General features: G+C 71.0%; 15 protein-coding genes. 9 read left to right on the top strand and 6 right to left on the bottom strand.

Features of this window, described 5'->3' with window-relative positions; genetic code table 11:
- The first annotated feature begins 1 nt into the window (after position 1).
- The 4 genes from WFJ17_RS17285 to WFJ17_RS17270 all read left to right on the top strand — a co-directional run bounded on the left by WFJ17_RS17285 (position 2) and on the right by WFJ17_RS17270 (position 5,643).
- Positions 2-922, top strand: a complete 921-nt coding sequence (locus tag WFJ17_RS17285) for an ABC transporter permease (protein ID WP_251441357.1) — start codon at positions 2-4, stop codon at positions 920-922.
- On the top strand, positions 919-2,973 hold the full coding sequence (locus tag WFJ17_RS17280) for an ABC transporter ATP-binding protein (RefSeq protein ID WP_336649053.1): 2,055 nt from the start codon (positions 919-921) through the stop codon (positions 2,971-2,973). Before WFJ17_RS17285 ends, WFJ17_RS17280 begins: the two co-directional genes overlap by 4 nt.
- A gap of 122 nt (positions 2,974-3,095) precedes the next feature.
- Entirely contained in the window at positions 3,096-4,805 is a 1,710-nt protein-coding gene (locus WFJ17_RS17275) for an ABC transporter family substrate-binding protein (protein ID WP_251441371.1), read from the top strand.
- A gap of 100 nt (positions 4,806-4,905) precedes the next feature.
- Positions 4,906-5,643 (top strand): alpha/beta fold hydrolase, encoded by a 738-nt coding sequence (locus tag WFJ17_RS17270; protein ID WP_251441390.1) that lies wholly within the window; start codon positions 4,906-4,908, stop codon positions 5,641-5,643.
- On the opposite strand, the gene WFJ17_RS17265 is transcribed toward WFJ17_RS17270, so the two are convergent.
- Both WFJ17_RS17265 and WFJ17_RS17260 read right to left on the bottom strand, forming a co-directional pair.
- Entirely contained in the window at positions 5,594-6,877 is a 1,284-nt protein-coding gene (locus WFJ17_RS17265) for an MFS transporter (RefSeq protein ID WP_336649052.1), read from the bottom strand. The two genes, WFJ17_RS17270 and WFJ17_RS17265, sit on opposite strands and share 50 nt — an antisense overlap.
- Positions 6,874-8,229: a GH1 family beta-glucosidase gene (locus WFJ17_RS17260; RefSeq protein WP_336649051.1), complete on the bottom strand. Its 1,356-nt coding sequence runs from the start codon at positions 8,227-8,229 to the stop codon at positions 6,874-6,876. Before WFJ17_RS17260 ends, WFJ17_RS17265 begins: the two co-directional genes overlap by 4 nt.
- Positions 8,230-8,464: 235 nt before the next feature.
- Here WFJ17_RS17260 and rpsT point away from each other — a divergent pair, with 235 nt between their 5' ends.
- Entirely contained in the window at positions 8,465-8,725 is a 261-nt protein-coding gene (gene rpsT, locus WFJ17_RS17255) for a 30S ribosomal protein S20 (RefSeq protein ID WP_251441545.1), read from the top strand.
- A 217-nt stretch (positions 8,726-8,942) separates the two neighbouring features.
- On the opposite strand, the gene holA is transcribed toward rpsT, so the two are convergent.
- From holA to WFJ17_RS17235, 4 genes are all read right to left on the bottom strand, one after another.
- Entirely contained in the window at positions 8,943-9,995 is a 1,053-nt protein-coding gene (holA, locus tag WFJ17_RS17250; RefSeq protein WP_336649050.1) for a DNA polymerase III subunit delta, read from the bottom strand.
- Between the two features lie 29 nt (positions 9,996-10,024).
- Positions 10,025-12,370, bottom strand: a complete 2,346-nt coding sequence (locus tag WFJ17_RS17245; RefSeq protein ID WP_336649149.1) for a ComEC/Rec2 family competence protein — start codon at positions 12,368-12,370, stop codon at positions 10,025-10,027.
- A gap of 89 nt (positions 12,371-12,459) precedes the next feature.
- The gene (locus tag WFJ17_RS17240; RefSeq protein ID WP_336649049.1) at positions 12,460-13,053 is read right to left on the bottom strand and encodes a ComEA family DNA-binding protein; all 594 of its coding nucleotides are present in this window, start codon (positions 13,051-13,053) and stop codon (positions 12,460-12,462) included.
- A gap of 221 nt (positions 13,054-13,274) precedes the next feature.
- A complete protein-coding gene (locus WFJ17_RS17235; RefSeq protein ID WP_336649048.1) occupies positions 13,275-14,366 on the bottom strand; it encodes a zinc-binding dehydrogenase in 1,092 nt (363 codons plus the stop codon).
- Between the two features lie 221 nt (positions 14,367-14,587).
- Here WFJ17_RS17235 and WFJ17_RS17230 point away from each other — a divergent pair, with 221 nt between their 5' ends.
- From WFJ17_RS17230 to WFJ17_RS17215, 4 genes are all read left to right on the top strand, one after another.
- Positions 14,588-15,532, top strand: coding sequence for an alpha/beta hydrolase fold domain-containing protein (locus WFJ17_RS17230; RefSeq protein WP_336649047.1), 945 nt, complete (start codon positions 14,588-14,590; stop codon positions 15,530-15,532).
- The gene (locus WFJ17_RS17225; RefSeq protein ID WP_336649046.1) at positions 15,529-17,007 is read left to right on the top strand and encodes a flavin-containing monooxygenase; all 1,479 of its coding nucleotides are present in this window, start codon (positions 15,529-15,531) and stop codon (positions 17,005-17,007) included. The genes WFJ17_RS17230 and WFJ17_RS17225 overlap by 4 nt, the downstream gene beginning before the upstream one ends.
- Before the next feature lie 84 nt (positions 17,008-17,091).
- On the top strand, positions 17,092-18,411 hold the full coding sequence (locus WFJ17_RS17220; RefSeq protein WP_251441596.1) for an MFS transporter: 1,320 nt from the start codon (positions 17,092-17,094) through the stop codon (positions 18,409-18,411).
- A gap of 19 nt (positions 18,412-18,430) precedes the next feature.
- Entirely contained in the window at positions 18,431-20,017 is a 1,587-nt protein-coding gene (locus tag WFJ17_RS17215) for an AMP-binding protein (protein ID WP_336649045.1), read from the top strand.
- Positions 20,018-20,034: the final 17 nt, after the last annotated feature.

Below are 20,034 nucleotides of genomic sequence, written 5' to 3'. Positions count from 1 at the left end.
CATGACCTCCGCAACCGTCCAGCCCCCCGTCGGGCCCGACACGACCGCCGCGCGCATCCCGCGCAAGCGCATCGGCACGTTCCGGCTCTACTACCGCCGATTCGTGCGCAACCGCCCCGCCGTCGCGGGCGTGTTCATCTTCGCGCTCCTCGTGCTGTTCGCGGTCTTCGGCCCGCTCGTCGCACGCTTCAGCTTCAGCGAGCTCGACTTCCTCTCCCTGGGCACCCCGCCGGACGGCACGCACTGGTTCGGCACCGCGGCGGACGGCGGCGACCTGTTCGCCCAGACGACCGTCGGCCTGCAGCGCTCGCTGATGATCGCCCTGACGGTCTCCATCGGCACGACCGTCATCTCCGCCGTCGTCGGCACGGCTGCGGCCTACTTCCGCGGCACGACCGAGCGGATCATCCTGCTGATCATCCACTTCCTCATGGTGGTGCCGACGTTCCTGATCCTGTCGCTGGTCTCCTCCAGCGCGGGCGGCGACTGGCGCGTGATCTCGCTCGCGATGATCTTCATCAGCTGGTTCGTGCCTGCCCGCGTCATCTGGACGCTGTCGCTGTCGCTGCGCGAGCGCGAGTACGTGCACGCCGCGCGCTACATGGGCGTTCCCGGCATGACGATCGTGCTGCGCCATCTGCTGCCGAACATCGGCTCGCTGCTCGTGATCAACTTCACCCTCGGCGTCGTCGGCGCGGTCATCACCGAGACTGGACTGTCCTTCATCGGCTTCGGCGTGAAGATCCCCGACGTCTCGCTCGGATCCCTCATCGGGATCGGCGCGAACTCGCTCGCGAGCGCCCCGTGGACCTTCTACTTCCCCGCCGCCGCGCTGACGCTGCTCACCGTCTCGATGGCGCTCATCGCCGACGGCCTGCGCGACGCGCTTGATCCCACCTCGGCGGCGGGAGGCCGCGCATGACCGCTCCTCTTCTCTCCGTCCGCGATCTGCACGTCAGCTTCGCCTCCGAATCCGGACGCGTCGACGCCGTCCGCGGCGTCTCCTTCGACCTCGAGCCGGGCCGCACGCTCAGCATCGTCGGCGAGTCCGGCTCCGGGAAGTCCGTCACCTCCCTCGCGATCATGGGGCTGCTCGACGAGAACGCCAAGGTCACCGGGTCGATCATGTTCGACGGGATCGAGCTCGTCGGCAAGAGCGACAAGGAGCTCTCCGCGCTGCGCGGCAACGGCATCGCGATGATCTTCCAGGATCCGCTCACCTCGCTCACCCCGGTGTTCACCGTGGGCGACCAGCTCATCGAGGCGCTGACGGTGCATCGCAGCATGTCGAACGCGGACGCCACGGCGCGCGCGATCGAGCTGCTCCGCCTGGTCGGCATCCCGAGCCCGGAGCGGCGCCTGAAGTCGTTCCCGCACGAGTTCTCCGGCGGCATGCGCCAGCGCGTCGTGATCGCGATCGCGATGGCGAACAACCCCAAGCTGATCATCGCCGACGAGCCCACGACGGCGCTCGACGTGACGATCCAGGCGCAGATCCTCGATCTCATCGCCACGGCGCAGCGGGAGACCGGCGCTGCGGTCATCATGATCACGCACGACATGGGCGTGGTCGCGAAGACCGCCGACGACGTGCTGGTGATGTACGCGGGCAAGCCCGTGGAGCAGGCGCCGGTGCGCGAGCTGTTCCACGAGACCCGGATGCCGTACTCCATCGGGCTGCTCGGTGCGATCCCGCGCGTCGACAAGGCCGAGAAGCAGCCGCTGGTGCCGATCAAGGGCAATCCCCCGCTGCTGATCAACCTCCCCGACGAGTGCCCGTTCGTGGCGCGCTGCCCGATCGCCACCGAGGCATGCCGCGCGAAGGAGCCCGAGCTGCGCGCCATCGCGACGAGCGAGGGCGGCGACCACCGGGTCGCGTGCGTGCGCGCCGACGAGATCGAGAACGGCCTCATCGGCGGCGTGCCGGTGTACCCCGTCCCCGAGCTGCCCACGAGCGCCCTGGACCGCGTGCCGCGCGAGGCGCGCGCGGTGACGCTCGACGTCCGCAACATGCAGAAGACGTTCCCGCTCACCAAGGGCGCGTTCCTCAAGCGCAAGGTCGGCGAGGTGCACGCTGTCAAGGGGCTGACCTTCGACGTCCGCGAGGGCGAGACGATGGCCATCGTCGGCGAGTCCGGCTGCGGCAAGACCACGACCCTGCTGCAGATCATGGATCTGGCGAAGCAGTCCGACGGCGAGATCACGATCGCCGGCACCAAGGTGTCGGAGCTGCACGGCGGCAAGGCCGAGCGCACCGTCCGCCGCGACCTGCAGATCGTCTTCCAGGACCCGATGGGCGCCCTCGATCCGCGTCTGACCGTCGCCGACGTGATCGCCGAGCCGCTGCGCGCGATCGGCGTGCCGCGTGCGGAGGCGGATCTCAGAGTGGACGAGCTCATGGATCTCGTGGGTCTCGACCCGGCGCACGCCAGCCGCTTCCCCGGGGCGTTCTCGGGCGGCCAGCGCCAGCGCATCGGCATCGCCCGTGCGCTCGCCACGAACCCGAAGATCGTCGTCCTGGACGAACCGGTCTCGGCGCTGGACGTGTCCATCCAGGCCGGCGTGATCAACCTGCTCGACGAGCTCAAGGTGAAGCTCGGGCTGTCCTATCTGTTCGTCGCGCACGACCTCTCCGTGGTCCGCCACATCGCCGACCGCGTCGGGGTCATGTACCTCGGCGAGTTCGTCGAGCACGGCGACGTGGACGAGATCTTCGACGACCCGCAGCACCCGTACACGCAGGCGCTGCTGTCGGCGATCCCGGTGCCGGATCCGGACATCGAGCGCACCCGGGAGCGCATCGTCCTCCAGGGCGATCTGCCGAGCCCCGCCGACCGCCGCGCCGGCTGCTCGTTCACGTCGCGCTGCCCGCTGTACAAGATGCTCCCGGAGGAGCAGCGCACCCGCTGCGAGACCGTGGCTCCGGCCCTGCACGGCGCGGACGCGCACGCGAACGCCTGCCACTGGCGCTGAATCCGCCCGCGTCCGTTGAACTCGAAACGGTAACGGTTGCCTCGATGTGCCGGGAAGTTCCGGTTCACGCAGGTTAACTGTCCCCTGTCCCCAAAAAGCCGAAAGGCATTCGAAGGAGAACCATGAAAAGGCAGCACAAGCTGTGGGGCGTCATCGCCCTCAGCGGGGCGCTGGCAATCGCCATCAGCGGTTGCTCGGCGACCGGAGGATCGACCGGCGGCAGCACCGACAAGCCGGCGGAGACCAAGACCGCGGACTACAATCCGCAGCCGCGCGAGAACCTCAAGCAGGGCGGCGAAGCGCACTTCTGGATCAGCGAAGTTCCGGCGCAGATGAACTTCATGAACGGTGACGGCACCGCCGACACCTCGCGTCTGGCTGCGTGGTACACCCCCCAGGTGTTCCTCATGGACCCGGACGGCACCGTCAAGGCGAACCCGAACTACCTCGACAAGTGGGACACCACGGTCAAGGACGGCAAGACGGTCGTCACGATGAAGATCAACGAGAAGGCCGTCTGGAACGACGGCTCGCCGATCGACTGGACCGCCTTCGAAGCCACGTGGAAGGCCAACAACGGCACCAACGAGGCCTACAAGGCCAGCGCGACCGACGGGTACAAGGACATCGAGTCCGTCACGAAGGGCGACACGGACAAGGACGTCATCGTCACGTTCGACCGCGAGTTCGCCTGGCCGTCGATGCCCTTCCTCACCGGCATCCTGAACCCGCACGTCAACACCCCGGAGATCTACAACGAGGGGTACAACGGCAACGCGCACCCCGAGTGGGGCGCCGGCCCGTACAAGATCACCAACTTCGACGTGAACGGCCAGAAGGTCACCCTCGAGCCGAACGACAAGTGGTGGGGCGACAAGCCGCTGCTCGACAAGGTCACCTTCACGGGCATGGACCGCGCCGCATCGCTGAACGCCTTCAAGAACGGCGAGATCGACCAGGTCGAGACCGCCTCGGCCGACGCGATCAAGCAGGTGAAGGACGTCAAGGACGCCGTCATCTACCGCGCTCAGCAGACCGCCAAGACCGTCATCCAGCTCGACGGCTCCAAGCCGCAGCTGAAGGACCCGAAGGTGCGCCAGGCGTTCTTCATGGCGATCGACATCGACCAGCAGAAGAAGGTCGCCTGGAACGGTCTCGACTACACCGAGCCGTCCGCCGGCTCGCTGATCCTCTACCCCTTCCAGAAGGGCTACGAGGACTCCTTCAAGGCCGCCGGCCTGAAGTTCGACGCCGCCGGCGCCAAGAAGCTCCTGGACGACGCCGGCTGGAAGGCCGGCTCGGACGGCGTGCGTGAGAAGGACGGCGTCAAGCTGACCGTCACCTACCCGGTGTTCAGCGACAGCCCCGTCCAGGCAGCCCTCGCCAAGTCGCTGCAGCAGCAGGAGAAGGCCGTCGGCATCGACCTGAAGATCGACACGCGTGCGCCGTCGAACTTCTCGAACGACGTCGCCACGAAGAACTGGGACGCCCTCGGCCTCCGGTTCACCGACTCCGACCCGTTCGGCCCGGCCTGGTTCTGCCAGATGTACTGCTCGGACAGCAGCCTGAACCTGTCCAGCACCGGCACCAGCGCGATCGACGACAAGATCAAGAAGGACGTCGAGTCGCAGACCACCGCCGAGGCGTGGACCGCCGCGGCGATGAAGCTCGAGCCGGAGATCATCAAGGAGACCTGGGGCGTCATCCCGCTCTACAACGGTCCCTCGATCCAGGTCGCGAAGAAGGGCCTCGCCAACCTGACCCCGGAGACCTACGTCGGTCTCGACCTCTACCGGGTCGGCCCGGTGGAGAACGTGGGCTGGGAGAAGTAAGCACCCGCGGTACCGGAGCGGGGTCGGTGGTTCGCCACCGGCCCCGCTTCTGCGTGCACGGGCGGCGCCGCTCCCCTCAGCGCCGCCTAGACTGGCGCCCATGTCCCGCCTCGCCGATGCCCCGCCGGCGTCCGTGGTCTTCGTGCACGGGATCCGCACGTCGGCGACCATGTGGCGCGCACAGGAGCAGTACCTCGCGGAGCGCGGCACCGCGTTCGTCGCCGTGGATCTGCCCGGGCACGGCACGCGCATGGACGAGCGGTTCACGCTCGCCGAGGCGCTGCGCACCGTCGACGAGGCGGTGCGCGCAGCCGAGGGCCGGGTGCTCCTGGTGGGCCACTCGATGGGCGGGCTGCTCTGCACCGCGTACGCCGGGGCGGAGGCGACGCCCCCGATCGCCGGTCTCGTCGCCGCGTCGTGCACCGCGCTGCCCCGCGGCGCCGGACTCGCCGCGTACCGGGTGCTGGCCGGAGCGCTCAACGCGATGCCCGACCGCGGGATGTGGCTGAGCCGCCAGGTGCTGGATGCGACCCTCCCCGCCTCGACGCGGGACGACTTCGGCGCCGGCGGTTTCGCGATGGATGCCCAGGACGAGGCGCTGCGCGCGCTGGCGGCGCTGGACCTGGTCTCCGCTGTGCCCCGGATCCGGGTGCCGACCTGGTTCGTGAACGGTCAGTTCGACCAGCTCCGCACCCACGAGACCCTCTACCGCAGGCTCGCCCCCGACGCGGAGTTCATCATCGTGCCGCGGACCACCCATCTCGTCACGGCGATGCGCCCGCGCGTGTTCAACGCGGTGCTGGAACTGGCGCTGACGACGCTGGAGACGTCGTCCTGACCGCATAGGTCATCACGGCGCCCACGAGCGACAGCACCGCCGCCGCACCGAACAGCAGCCAGAATCCGCCGACGAGGGCTACGAGGCCGGCGCCGAGGAGCGGGCCAAGGAGCTGCCCGAGCTGCGCCGACACGTTGACGAGTCCGAGGTCGCGGGCGTGGTCGTCCGGATCCGTCAGCAGATCGGTCGCGAAGGCGAGGCTCACGGCCATGTAGGCGCCATAGCCGGCGCCCATGATCGCCGCCGCGACGGAGGTCATCACGAGCGACGGGCTGACGAGGATCACGACGCCGGAGATCGCCTGCACCACGGCGGACACGGCGGTGAGCGCGCGCCGGCGGCGCAGCGGATTCGCGGCGGCGCGGTCGGACAGCATGCCGGCGACGATCGAGGCGATCACCACGAACACCGTGTAGATGACGATGAGCAGCAGCAGGTCGTCCTGCGCTTCCATGGAGGGGACCTGCACGCCGTACAGCAGGAAGAACAGCAGCAGCGAGGTGCCGAACGCGTTGCCGATGTTGACGACGAGCCGGCTGACCAGCAGCCAGAGGAAGTCCCGGTCCCGCCAGGAGGCGCGGCGGGAGGCCGAACGCCGGGCAGGCGCCGCGAACTCGTGCGCGGGGGCGTCCGGCAGCAGCACCGCGGTGCCGACGCCGACCACCGCGATGATCGCCGCCAGCAGCAGATACGCGGGCCAGATCTCCAGTCCCAGGAGCACCACGGCGCCCACGCCGACGACGATCCCGACGGCCTGCGCCGAGCTCGCGGCGGCCGAGGCCGAGCCGCGCTGGACCGTCAGCTGATCCGCGATCATCGCCGTGAGCGCCGCCATCGCTACCGAGACGCCCACCGAGACGACGATCCAGGCCCCGCCGACGGCGACCGGTCCCGTGGCGAGACCGGTGAGCACGAGGCCCACGGCGGCGAGCAGGGATCCGCCGATCGCCCAGGGGCGCCGGCGTCCCCAGCGCGAGCGGGTGCGGTCGGACCAGCGGCCCGACACGGGACCCGCGATGATGCCGACCAGCCCGCCCACCGAGAGCACGATGCCGGCCCAGACGACACCGGCGATCCAGTCGTGCCCCTGGCTGTTCGTGTCCAGCTGCAACGGCAGCAGCAGCTGGATCGGCGTGAGCTGGACGGTCCAGATCGCCAGCCAGGCGAGGGTGAACAGTGTCATCCAGAGCGGACCGACCCGCTTCGCCGTCGTGTCCGCGTGCCGTCCGTTCACGATCGTGCCTCCTCGATGAGCGCGCGATACCAGGCGTAGGAGGCCTTCGGGGTGCGCTGCCCCGTCGCCATGTCGACGTGGACGAGACCGAACCGCTGGGTGTAGCCGTCCGCCCACTCGAAGTTGTCCAGCAGCGACCACACCGTGTACGCGTCGACCCTCACCCCGGCGCGCACGGCGTCGAGGACGGCCGCCAGGTGCCCGTGCAGGTACGCGATCCGGTCGCCGTCGTGGAGCGGACCGGCGACGTGGTCGGGCTCGGGGAACGACGCCCCGTTCTCGGCGATGACCACGGGCGGCAGCGCCGCACCGTAGCGCTGCTTCGCGTCGACGAGGAAGGCGGTGAGCGCCTCCGGAACGATCGGCCACAGCGGACCGAACCCGGTCACCGGTGCTCCGGGCGTCGGGACCACCTCGAAGGGCACGGGACCGTCCGCGGCGGCGACGGTCGTCGGGTTGTAGTAGTTGACTCCGTAGACGTCGCAGGGAGCGCTGATGAGGGCGAGGTCGCCGTCCTGCACCGGAAGGGCCGGGATGCTCGGATCCAGGTCGGGGTACCGGCCGAGCAGCACCGGATCCGCGTACATGCGGTTGTGCAGCAGGTCGTAGAGGTACGCCGCCTGCAGATCCGCGTCCGAGCCGGAGGCGGGGAGCACCTGCGTGTGGTTGTTGACGATGCCGACCGTCGTGGCGCCGCGGCCGCGGAGGATCCGCACGGCGTATCCGTGCGCGAGCAGCTGATGATGCACGGTCGGGAGGGCGTCGAAGAGCAGGGTCCGTCCTGGCGCGAGCTCGCCGATCGCATAGCCCTGCAGCGTGGTCGAGACGGGTTCGTTGATCGTGTACCAGTGCCGCACGCGGTCGCCGAGGGTGTCGGCCACCACCTCGACGTACTGCGCGAAGCGTTCGGCCGTGCTGCGGTTCAGCCACCCGCCCTGCGCCTCCAGGCGGGACGGCAGGTCCCAGTGATAGAGCGTGGGTGTCGGCGTGATCCCGGCGTCGAGGAGGCGGTCGACGAGGCGGTCGTAGTACGCGAGGCCCTGCGGGTTGGGGCGCCCCTCCGGCAGCACCCGCACCCAGGAGAGGGAGAACCGGTACTGGTCCACCCCGAGGTGCGCGAGCAGGGCCACATCCTCCGCGACCCGGTGGTAGCTGTCGGGACCGGGATCCGCCGTGCTGCCGTCGCGGATCCGCCCCGGGATGTCGACGAAGTCGTCCCAGATCGATCGCGATCGTCCGTCCTCGGTTCTCGCCCCTTCGATCTGGAAGGCCGCAGTCGCGGCCGAGAACTCCAGACGGCGCAGCAGCGCACGATCGAGCGGGGGCATGCCGGAGGCAGCGGGTGCGGGCATGGACGACTCCTTCGGGTCCTCCGCCAGCATGCACCATGCCCTCGCCGCCTCACGCGCGCGACGCGCCCCGATCCGCGCGATCCCGCACCCGATGCGTCGGTTCGGCGCCGGAGCGGATCCCTGATAAGATCGGTGATTGGCTTGCGTGTCAGGTCCCACCCCTGCACGCTGCCGGAGGCGCCCCTCTACCGCCATGCCGGCACGACCATCCATCACTCGAACGAAGGTTCCATCCGTGGCGAACATCAAGTCGCAGATCAAGCGCAACAAGACCAACGAGAAGGCGCACGAGCGCAACAAGGCCGTCAAGAGCGAGCTGAAGACCGCCGTCCGCAACACCCGCAAGGCGATCGCCGGTGGAGACAAGGCCGCCGCCGAGGCCGCCCTGAAGACGGCGACCAAGAAGCTCGACAAGGCCGTCAGCAAGGGTGTCATCCACTCCAACCAGGCCGCGAACCGCAAGTCGTCGATCGCGAAGCAGGTCGCCGCTCTCTGAGCCGGACCCGATCCTAACGAAGGCCCGTTCCCGCTGGGAACGGGCCTTCGTCGTCTCCCGCGGTCTTGGTCGCCGGAGCGTCCCGCCCCGCAGCTCCGCAGGATGATGACGACTCCGAAGGACGGATCAGCCGGAATCATCCTGCGGAATGGCAGACGTCCTGCAAAGTTGCCGGGCCCGCGACGCACATGCGGATCCAGGACCGTGCGGATCCGCGTCAGCGCGCGGTCTCGCCGTAGGGCGCCCGCGTGGCGATCACGGTGATCATGCGCTCCAGCGCGAAGATCGGGTCACGCGCCGCCCCCTTGACGTCGGCGTCGGCGCGCGCGGTCGCCTGGATGGCGAGACCGAGCGTGCGCTCGTTCCACCCGCTGAGATCACGGCGCGCCCGGTCGACCTGCCAGCCCTTCATGCCGAGGCGCGCGGCGAGGGCCGCGTTCGACTCCCGCGACCCGGCGACGCGCGCCATCGACCGCAGCTTCATGGCGAACGCGGCCACCATCGGCACCGGATCCGCTCCCGACGCCAGCGCGTGCCGGAGCGCCACCAGCGCCTCGCCGAGGCGGCCGGCGATGGCCGTGTCGGCGACGACGAAGGCCGAGACCTCGACCCGCCCGCCGTAGTAGCGCTCGACCAGCTCAGGGGTGACGTCGCCCTGCACGTCGGTGATGAGCTGCTGACAGGCGGCGGCGAGCTCCGTGACGTCGTCGGAGAAGGCCGAGACCAGCGCCCGCAGCGCCTGCGGCGCGATGCGCCGGCCTGCCGCGCGGAACTCCCCGGCTGCGAAGTCGGCCTTCTCGTCGTCGCGCTTGATGGCGGGGCAGGCGATCTCGATCCCGCCGCCGGTGCCGGCGCGGATCGCGTCGAGCAGCTTCTTGCCGCGCACGGTCGCACCGGTGTGGCGGAGCACGACGGTCGCCCCCTCTTGAGGATGCTCGAGGTAGGACACCGCCTCGGCGAGGAACGCATCGCTGCAGCGTTCCACCCCCGACACCCGCAGCAGTCGCGGCTCTCCGAAGAGCGACGGGGATGCGAGGCCCAGCAGGCTCCCCGATTCGTAGTCGTCGGCACGCAGATCGCTGACCTCGAGTGCCGGATCCTCGGCCCGCAGGTATGCGCGGATCCCCGCGATCGCCCGCTCGGCGCAGATCTCCTCGGGCCCGGAGACGAGCACGATCGGGGCAGGACGAGGCTCGCGCCAGGACACCTGCGGGATGTTCGTCGCCTTGCCCCCGCGTCGGGCGGCGGAGGACGAACGCGGTGCGGGCATTCTCCCAGCGTACCGGCGGCGACCGACGTTCACGGCGCCCTGGCCGTCGACGGCGGCGTCGCTCTCGGCCCCTCGACCGGCGCCGGCCGCTCGCTCCACACGCGCAGCCCCTCCCCGCCCTGGGAGACGAGGATCGTGCCCCGCTCGTCCGTGCGCAGGATCGGCGCGCGCAACGCGCGCAGCATGTCGAGGGTGACGGCCCGCGGGTGACCGTAGTCGTTTCCCGCACCGACGGAGATCAGCGCGAGCGCCGGATCCAGATCCGCGTAGAGTTGCGGATCCTGATCCGCGCTGCCGTGGTGCGCGACCTTCACGACGGTCGCATGCCGAGGATGCGCGATCCGCCTCAGCATGCCCTGCGAGAGGGCGGAGAGGTCGGCGAGGAACAGCGACCGCGGGACTCCTCCCCCGGCGACCTCGAGGATCACCCCCGCATCGTTCCCCGGCGGGAACACCCTGTCGTCCCGGCGGGGCCACAGCACCCGCCAGTCCGCCGCGCCCAGCCGCCCGGTCATCCCGGCCGATGCCTGCACGAGCCGCGCTCCCCCGCGCCGGAGACGCTCGAGCTGCGCCCGGTGCGCGGCCGTGTCGACCGGTCCGTGCAGCACGACATCGGCGCGGCCCACGAGCACGTCGGAGGCGCCCGCATGATCGTGGTCGAAGTGCGTGAGCACGAGTGCGTCCAGCCGTCCCACGCCGAGATCGGAGAGGCAGCGCCGCAGCGGCTCAGGATCGGGCCCGGTGTCGATGAGCAGTGCGTGCGTCTCGCTGCGCACCAGCACGGCGTCTCCCTGGCCGACGTCGCACAGGCCGATTCCCCAGTCCGCGGGGCGCTGCAGCACGGCCACCGGTCCGGTCACGATTCCCCATCCGGTCACCGAGCCGAGCACCACCGCGACGAGTCCGCCGACCAGCGCCCGCCACGGGCCACGGAGAGGGCGATGCGAGGCGATCGCCCAGAACGTCGCGGCGCTCAGCACCGCCATGATCAGGGCCATGCCGACCCCGGCCGGCGCCTCGATCGTCGCCAGCGGGAGGCCGGCGGTGACGAGTGCGGTCTGGGCGATCCAGGCGGAGGGCAGCCAGGCTGCCGCCGCGAGCAGATCCGCGAGCGGCGGTATCGGCATGGCGAGGCAGGCGAGCAGTCCCAGCACCGTCGCGATCGGCGAGGCGGGCTCGGCGAGCAGATTCGCGACCACCGAGATCAGGGACTGCTGCGCGGCGAAGAGCGCGATGATCGGCCCGCACGCCAGCTGGGCCGAGAGCGGCACGGCGACAGCGAGGGCCACCGGGCGCGGCAGCCACCGCGCGAGCCCTGCGGCGAGCGGCGGGGCGAGCACCACGAGACCCGCGGTCGCGGCGGCCGAGAGCGCGAACCCCGGTGCGGCCGCGAGATGCGGATCCGCGAGGAGCAGGACCGTCACGGCGAGCAGCAGGACCGACAGGCCCGCGCGCGGTCGTCCGAGCAGCAGCGCGCTCAGGGCGACGCCCGCCATGGCCGCGGCCCGGATCACGCTCGGCTGCGGGGTCACGAGCACGACGAACCCGGCCAGGGCGACCACCGCGGCGAGGACGCGCAGCCGCCGTCCTCCGCCGCACAGCGCCACGACGCCGAACGCCGCGGCGGCCACGAGCGCCAGGTTGCTGCCGCTGACCGCGGTGAGGTGGGAGAGGCCGCTCGCCTTCATCGCGGCGTCGAGCTCGTCGCTCACCGCGCGGACGTCGCCGACCGCCAGTCCGGGCAGCAGCTCGGATCCTGGCTCGGGCAGCAGCCGGGCGCGGGCGATGAACGCGGCCCGCACGTCGCCCGCGAGCGTCTCGATCGGCCCTCCCCGGGACACCTGCACCACCGCTCCGCGCGCGAACAGCACGGCGGCCGCCCGCTCGCCGGCATCGGCGCCCTTCACCTCGGCGGTGAACCGCAGCGCCGTCCCCGGCCCGAGCGTGGCCAGGGCAGGGCCGGGCGGCACTCCGATCCGCACGGGGACGGACAGCGCTCCCGGGTGTTCCCCCGGACCGATCCGGATCGTGTCCGCGTCGGCCCAGAGACGCCCGTCGGCGCCGACCGACGGCAGCGACCGCACGTTCACCTCCGCGGTCACCGCATGCCCCGCCAGCGTCGCCGCCTCCGCTCGTGCCGGGGCCGCCCACGCCGCCGAGAGCCCTATGGCACCGGCTACGGCGAGGCAGACGGCTCCGAGAGGCGCGGCACCGACCACGACCGCACGCAGCCGCGCACCGCCTCGGCACCACCGGAGCACGACGAGTGCCGAGACCGTCCCGAGCACGGACCCGCCGATGAGGAGTCCGGCAGACCACGGGAGGAACGAGACGAGCAGCGCGACCGCCCACGCGGTCACGGCCACCGGCACCATCCGCACGTCCCGCAGCCTGCCCGGTGCGGGCGGCCGGTGCGCGCGCGGACCTCCGGGGTGCACCTCCGCACGGCCCCCGGTGCGCGCGTTCACACCCGCACCCGGTCGCGGATGCCGGCGAGCAGCTTCTCGCCGATGCCGGACACGCCGAGAAGGTCGTCCACGCTCGTGAACCGCCCGTTCGTCGGGCGCCACTCGACGATGCGCTGGGCCAGAGCCGGCCCGATCCGCGGCAGCTCCTCGAGCGCCGTGGCGTCGGCGGCATTGAGGTCGAGGAGCCCTCCGGCCCCCGCGCTGTGTCCTGCCCCGCCTTCGGCTGCGCCCGACGGCGCGGCCCCGATCGCGGGGACCAGGATCTGCTCGCCGTCGACGACCGCCCTCGCCAGGTTCACCGCCGTCAGATCCGCCGTGGGCAGCGCGCCTCCCGCCGCCGCGAGGGCTTCGGCCACCCGCGCGCCCTCGTCGAGCACGTAGACCCCCGGCTTCGCGACATCGCCCAGTACGTGGACGTACGCGCTCCCCGCCGAGATCCCGATCGATGCGCTCGGCTCGGGTGTCACGGCGATCTCCTCGCCCGCGGTCGCCCTGCCCAGCAGCCCGATGCCCACGACGATGGACACCGCGGTCAGCGCCAGCACCACCGCGGCCCCCAGGCCGAGGCGCAACCGGCGCGGCGCGGGCACGGGTCCGGTCCTGGGCCGTCGGTCTTCGTCTGCTCGCTCACACGACGACGGTAGGCTTCCGCGACGGCGGGCGACGCCGGGCCAGCGGAACACGGGGAGAACGGCCGGCCCCGCTCCCCTGTGGAGGCCGGAGGCGGGGTCGGCGATCGTCACGTCACAGGGACTCGAACTGACCGCCGAACGACGCCCGGAACGGGCCTCTGCGAGGAAAGCAGGGCGGACTACTCGTCCCGGCGGCTGTGCACCCTCCGCCCCGTCGCGCCGTCTCCGCGATCCCCGGGGGCGACGAGGATGCGGACGGGCCGCTCGTCATCCGAGCGAAGCCGATCGATCGCGGCGGCGATGTCGTCCAGCGCGACGACATCGCTGATGGAACCGCTGAGATCCAGACGCCCGGTCTCGACGAGGCGCAGCAGGGCGGGGATGTCCGAGTTGCGGTACCCCAGATGCCCGAGCACCCTCTTCCTGGTCACCGCGAACGTCGCACTCGGCCCCAGCGGCACCGGGTCGGCACTCAAGCCGATGAGGACGAGACGGCCGTCGTTGCGGATGCTCGCCAGCGCCTGAGTCATGGTCGCGGTGATCCCCACGGAGTCGAACGCCACGTCGACGCCGGCGCCGCGCGTCAGCTCGTCGAGGCGGGCGGGGGTCGACGGATCGCGAGGATCCAGAGCGTGGTCGGCCCCGGCCTCCAGCGCGCGGGCGCGGACACGCGGATCGACGTCGAGCGCGATGATCGGTGCAGCGCCGACCAGCCGGGCGATCTGGACGAGGTGCGTCCCAACGCCGCCGATGCCCCACACGGCGACAGACTCGCCCACGCGCACGTTCCCCGTGTGGACGACGGCGCCATACGGCGTCGCCACGGCGTCGGCGAGAATCGCCGCCTGATCCAGCGGCACGGCCTCGGGCACCCGGCTCAGGCCTCCGGCGTGGACGACCGCGTACTCCGCCCACGCGCCGTCGAACTGGAAGGCCATGACATCGGGGCTCGCGCAGTCTCCCTGCTCCTGGAGACAGGAGCGGCACGTGCGACAGGGCCGGCCTGCGGGCAGCACGACGCGGTCGCCCGGCGCCCAGCCGCGGACGCCCTCCCCGATCTCGGCCACGATCCCCGACGCCTCGTGGCCCTGCGTAATGACGGGAAGGGGCGAGGAGAGCACGCCATCGATGAGGCTGAGGTCCGAGTGACAGATGCCGCAGTACGCGACGCTCACGAGGACCTCGCCCGCGCCCGGGCGCGGAAGGGGCACCTCCTCCACGGCGAACGTGTGGGTGACGGTGTTCAGGCGCTGTGCGCGCATGCTGCGCATGATTCTCCTCGTCGAGCGATCGCGGGATGCGGGTGCACCCGCATCCCGTCGTAACACCCGTCGGCTCGGCCGCACAACTTCGGGACACCAACTACCCCGAGCATCGCGCAAACCTTGTGCGCGGAAGCCATACCCGCGACACGAATTGGTTTCCCGGGGACATGGTTCGACGCGAGTCCGATTCCTAGCGTTGGGGGATCCCCTTCCCCGAACGAGGAGCAATGATGCTCGATCCGCAACTTGCCGCCGTGATCGCTCCCGGCGCCGGCCCGCGCCTGGAGGACGTGACGCCCCCTGATGCCCGCCTGATCTACCGCGAACAGTGCCAGGCCCTCGCCGCAGCCGTTCGGGACGTCGCTCACGTCGACGTGCAGGACTTCACGGTGCCCGGCGCCGAGGGGCCTCTCGCCGCGCGTGTCTACCGGACGCCCGAGGAAGGATCCCGGCCCACCATCGCCTTCTTCCACGGAGGCGGGTATGTCGTCGGAGATCTCGACTCCCACGACGCGATCGCCCGTGTTCTCGCGCGGGACCTGGGCGCGGTCATCGTCTCCGTCGCCTACCGGCTCGCTCCCGAGCACCCCTTCCCCGCTGCGGCGGAGGACGCGATCGCCGCCGCCACCTGGATCGCCGAGCACGCGGCCGGCCTGGGCGGGGAACAGGCTTTCGCCGTCGCGGGCGACAGCGCCGGCGCGGCCCTCGCCGCGGTGGCGGCGCTCGCCCTGCGCGACGACGCAGCGGCCGTGGCCGGCCAGCTGCTCTTCTATCCCGCCGCCGATCCGGCGACGGAGTACGCATCGGTCCGCGAGAACGCCGAGGGGTACCTGCTGGAGCGGGCCACGATCGCGTGGTTCCTGTCCCACTACGCACCGGAGGCGCAGCCCGACGACCCGCGCCTCGCACCCCTGCGCGCCGACGCCCTCGCCGGGGTCGCACCGGCCGTCGTCGTGGTCGCCGAGCACGACCCGCTGCGCGACAGCGGCGAGGCCTTCGCCCTCGCCCTCGAGGCGGCCGAGGTACCCGTCACGCTCCGCCGCTGCGACGGCATGGTGCACGGATTCCTCTCCTTCGCGGGGGTCTCCGATGCCGCAGCGGCGCACACGCACGGTGCACTGGCGAGCTTCCGCGAGATCCTCGACGCGGCCCGGGAAGGTGCAGAGCGATGAGCGTCTCCCGGCCGGAACACGTCGACACCCTCATCGTCGGAGGCGGCCTCTCCGGAATCGGCGCCGCCTGCCGCCTCCAGCAGCGCTTCCCCGGACGCTCCTACGCGGTGCTCGAGGCCCGGGACGCCGTCGGCGGAACCTGGGATCTCTTCCGGTACCCGGGCGTCCGGTCGGATTCGGACATGGCGACGCTCGGCTATCCGTTCCGTCCCTGGCGTGACGTCAAGACGCTCGGCAGCGGCGCCGGCATCGCCGAGTACATCCGTGACACGGCGCACGACACCGGGGTCCTCCCGCACATCCGCGTCCGTCATCGGGTCATCTCGGCGCAGTGGTCCACCGCCGACGCCCGCTGGACCGTCGAGGTGGACACCCCGGGCGGACGCCGGACGATGACGACCCGATTCCTCCTCCTCTGCAGCGGCTACTACCGCTACGACCGGGGATACCGAACCGACTTCGCCGACGAGGACGCCTTCCGCGGCTCCGTCATCCATCCGCAGCACTGGCCGGAGGACTACGACTATCGCGGGAAGCGCGTGGTCGTGATCGGCAGCGGAGCCACGGCGGTGACGCTCGTACCGGCGATGGCGCAAGACGCCGCACATGTGACCATGGTGCAGCGTTCGCCCACCTACATCGTGTCGGCGCCGTCCGTCGACCCGGTCGTGGTGCGCGCGCGGCGCTGGCTCCCCCGTCGCCTCGCGTCCTCAGTGGTGCGCTGGCGCAGCATCATCCAGGGACAGCAGCGCTATGCGTACCTGCGCGCCAACCCGGAGAAGGGCGCCGCCGCCATCAAGGCGGGCGTAGCCGCGCAGCTTCCCGATTTCGCACGCTACGAGGCCGACTTCACCCCGCGCTACCGGCCCTGGGATCAGCGCCTCTGCCTGGTGCCGGATGGCGACCTCTTCGCGGCGATCCGGGATGAGCGCGCCTCGATCGTGACCGGCCGCATCGAGCGGTTCACCCCGTCCGGTCTACGGCTGGAGGACGGACGCACGATCGACGCGGACGCCATCATCACCGCGACCGGGCTGGAGATGCACGCGGGCGGCGGGATCCGCCTCGAGGTGGACGGGCGTCCCGTCAGCCTCGGGGATTCGATGCTGTACAAGGGCGTGCTGCTGACCGGCATACCCAACGCGGGCTTCTGGCTGGGGTACGTGAACTCCTCCTGGACCCTCCGCGCCGACGCATCGGCGCGCTACGTCTGTCGGCTGCTCGCCCATCTCGACCGCACGGGATACGACTGGGCGGTGCCGGTTCCCGAGGGAACGCAGCACACGCACCCGGCTCTCGACCTCGCGTCCGGCTACGTGGAACGCGGATCCGCCGCGTTCCCGAAGGTCGGCGAGAACGCGCCCTGGACGCGCAGTCACTACGTCCGCGACGTCATCGAAGCACGGTTCAGCCGTGTCACCCGATCGATGTCCTTCGGACGCCGCGTCCCGCACGCGGCCTCCCCCCGCTCCTGACCCGGCTGCGGGATCGCCGGGCGCCGCGTCCGCCGATCCCGCAGCAGAATCCCGACCCTCATCCGTTTGCCGAAGGAGACAGACATGACCACCCTTTCCCGCACGAAGAGAAGGACGCAGGTCAACGCCGGCGCCGGCGGACCGACCGGCTCGCGTCGCGCGTGGGCGATCACCCTGCTCCTGCTCGGGTTCATGCTCGTGAACTTCGGCGACCGGGCGGTGCTCGGGCTCGCCGCGGCGCCGCTGATGAAGGAGACCGGGATCAGCCCGAGTCAGTACGGACTGATCTCGAGCGGCTTCTACCTCCTGTTCAGCGTGTCGGCCATCGTCGTCGGCTTCATCGCGAACCGGGTGTCGAACAAGGTCCTCATCCTGATCATGGCGATCGTCTGGTCGCTCGCTCAGCTGCCCATCCTGTTCGTCGCCAACGTCGGCGTCCTGCTCGCGAGCCGCGTCGCGCTCGGGGCGGCGGAAGGGCCGTCGGCGCCGGTCGCGATGAACGCCGTGCAGAAGTGGTTCCCGGACCACAAGCGCAACGCGCCGACAGCGCTGCTGAACTCCGGATCGGCTCTCGGCGTGGTGATCCTGGCCCCCGTGCTCGGGGTCGTCATCGGCCAGTTCGGCTGGCGGGCGGCCTTCGGCGTGATGTGCGCCCTGGGCGTTCTGTGGGCCGCTCTGTGGGCGGCGCTCGGCCGGGAGGGCACGGCCGACCGCACGCCCGGGCCCGCGACGATCGGCGAGACGGAGACCGGCGGTCTTCGCGTGCCCTATCGACGGATCTTCCTCACCGGCACCGCGCTCAGCGTCGTGTTCTCCGGCCTGGCGCTCTCCTTCGGCCTGGCGACGCTGGTCTCGTGGATCCCGGTGTATCTCGCGGGTCCGCTCGGATTCGACGCGGGCACCGCCGCCCTCCTCATCATCCTGCCCTGGCTCGCCTCCGCCCTCCTGATGTCCACGCAGGGCGCCGTGAGCGACGCGCTCATGTCGCGCGGCGTCCCTTCGCGCGTGGCCCGCGGAGTGCTGGGAGCCTGCGGAATGCTCGCCGCCGCCGCCTGTCTGGTCGGTGTCGTCGCCGCGCCGTCCCTCCCGTTCAAGATCGTCTGCATCACCCTGGCGTTCTCGGTCTCCGGGATGCAGTTCACCATCGGCACGACGATGATGGCGGAGCTCGCACCGCCGCGTCAGCGCGCCGCGGTCCTCTCGATCGTGGCAGCCATCACGGCGCTCGCGGGTCTCGTCTCCCCTGCGATCACCGGCGTGCTCGTCCAGTCGCACGGCATCGCCTCTCCGACGGGATTCCACCAGTCCTTCCTGCTCAACGCGGCCCTCCTCGGTGCGGCCGGACTGGTGGCGCTTCTCCTCGCCCGCCCGGCGCGGGACGCCGCCCGCATCGCGGCCCGCTGACGTACTGAAAGGAACAGAGATGCCCTTCTCCGGCCCCTATCCCGACCTCGTCATCCCCGAATGCAGCGTCTACGACCTGCTGTTCGCCTCCCTCGAAGGAGCCGACGAAGGACGCACCGCGTTCATCGATGCGACCTCGGGCGCCAGGACCACCTATGGCCGCCTGCGCGAGCAGGTGGATGAGCTGGCGATGCTGCTGGCGCGGAACGGCATCCGCCCGGGCGACGTCGTCGGGATGCTCTCCCCGAACTCGCCCCGCTTCGGCGTCGGCTTCCACGCGATCCTGCGCGCGGGGGCCGTCGCGACCACGCTGAACGCGATCTGCACGGCGGGTGACGGCGCGGCGCAGCTGACGGACGCGAAGGCGTCCGCCCTGCTCACCGCGGAGGCGACCGCGGAGACGGCTCGCGCCGCGGCCGCCTCCGCCGGCATCCCGCCTCATCGTGTGTTCGTGCTCGACGGAGCCGACTCCGTCATGGAGCGGGCGCGGACCGAACGCGACGCGGTCGTGGACCTGCCCACCGTGACGGCGGGCGATCTCGCGGTCCTGCCTTACTCCTCCGGTACCACAGGCCGCCCCAAGGGCGTGATGCTCACCCACGGCAACCTCGTGGCCAACGTCTGCCAGGTCGAGCCGCTCTTCCCCGTCGCGCGAGAGGACGTCGTCAGCGCGATCCTGCCGTTCTCCCACATCTACGGCATGACGATGCTGCTGAACGTGTCCCTCCGCGCCCGCGCCGCGCTGGTCACTCTGCCCCGGTTCGAGATCCAGGCCTTCCTCGGCTCCATCGAGACCCATCGGTGCTCCCTGCTCCTGGTCGCCCCGCCGGTCGCCGTGATGCTCGCCAAGAGCTCGGCCGTCGAGGAGTACGACCTGACGTCGGTGCACACCGTGTTCTCCGGCGCGGCACCGCTCGACAGAGCCCTCGCCGGTGTCGTGGCCGAGCGTCTCGCCTGCCGCATCCGGCAGGGCTACGGCATGTCCGAGATGGCACCGGTCAGTCACCTCGTGCCGTTCGAACGCGATGACGTCGATCCGAACTCGGTCGGCTTCACGGTGCCCAACATGACCTGCAAGCTCGTGGACATCGAGACCGGCGAGGAGATCCGCGTGCCGGAGGAGGGATCCAGTCCGCCGGGTGAGCTGTGGTGCGCGGGGCCGAACGTGATGTCCGGCTACCTCGGCAACGACGAGGCGACGCGGCAGACGATCGATGCCGAGGGGTTCCTGCACACCGGCGACATCGCGACGGTCGACGCTCGCGGAGTCGTCACGATCGTGGATCGCCTCAAGGAGCTGATCAAGTACAAGGGCTATCAGGTGCCGCCCGCGGAGCTCGAGGCGCTGCTGCTCACGCACCCTGCCGTGGCGGATGCGGCCGTCGTGGGGGCACACGATGCCGATGGTGAGGAGGTCCCCAAGGCGTTCCTCGTGCGTCAGCCGGGCGGAGACCTCAATGCGGACGAGATCCTGCGGTTCGTCGCCGAACGTGTTTCCCCTCATAAGAAGGTCCGTGCTGTCGAGTTCATCGACGAGATCCCGAAGTCGCCGTCGGGAAAGATTCTGCGCCGCGAGCTTCGCGCGCGCGAATCGGTCGTGGCCTGACGACTGAAGGTGGTTCT

This window comes from Microbacterium sp. MMO-10 (genome assembly GCF_037148715.1).
GTDB lineage: Bacteria > Actinomycetota > Actinomycetes > Actinomycetales > Microbacteriaceae > Microbacterium.
This window is presented reverse-complemented; position numbering and strand designations above follow the sequence as displayed.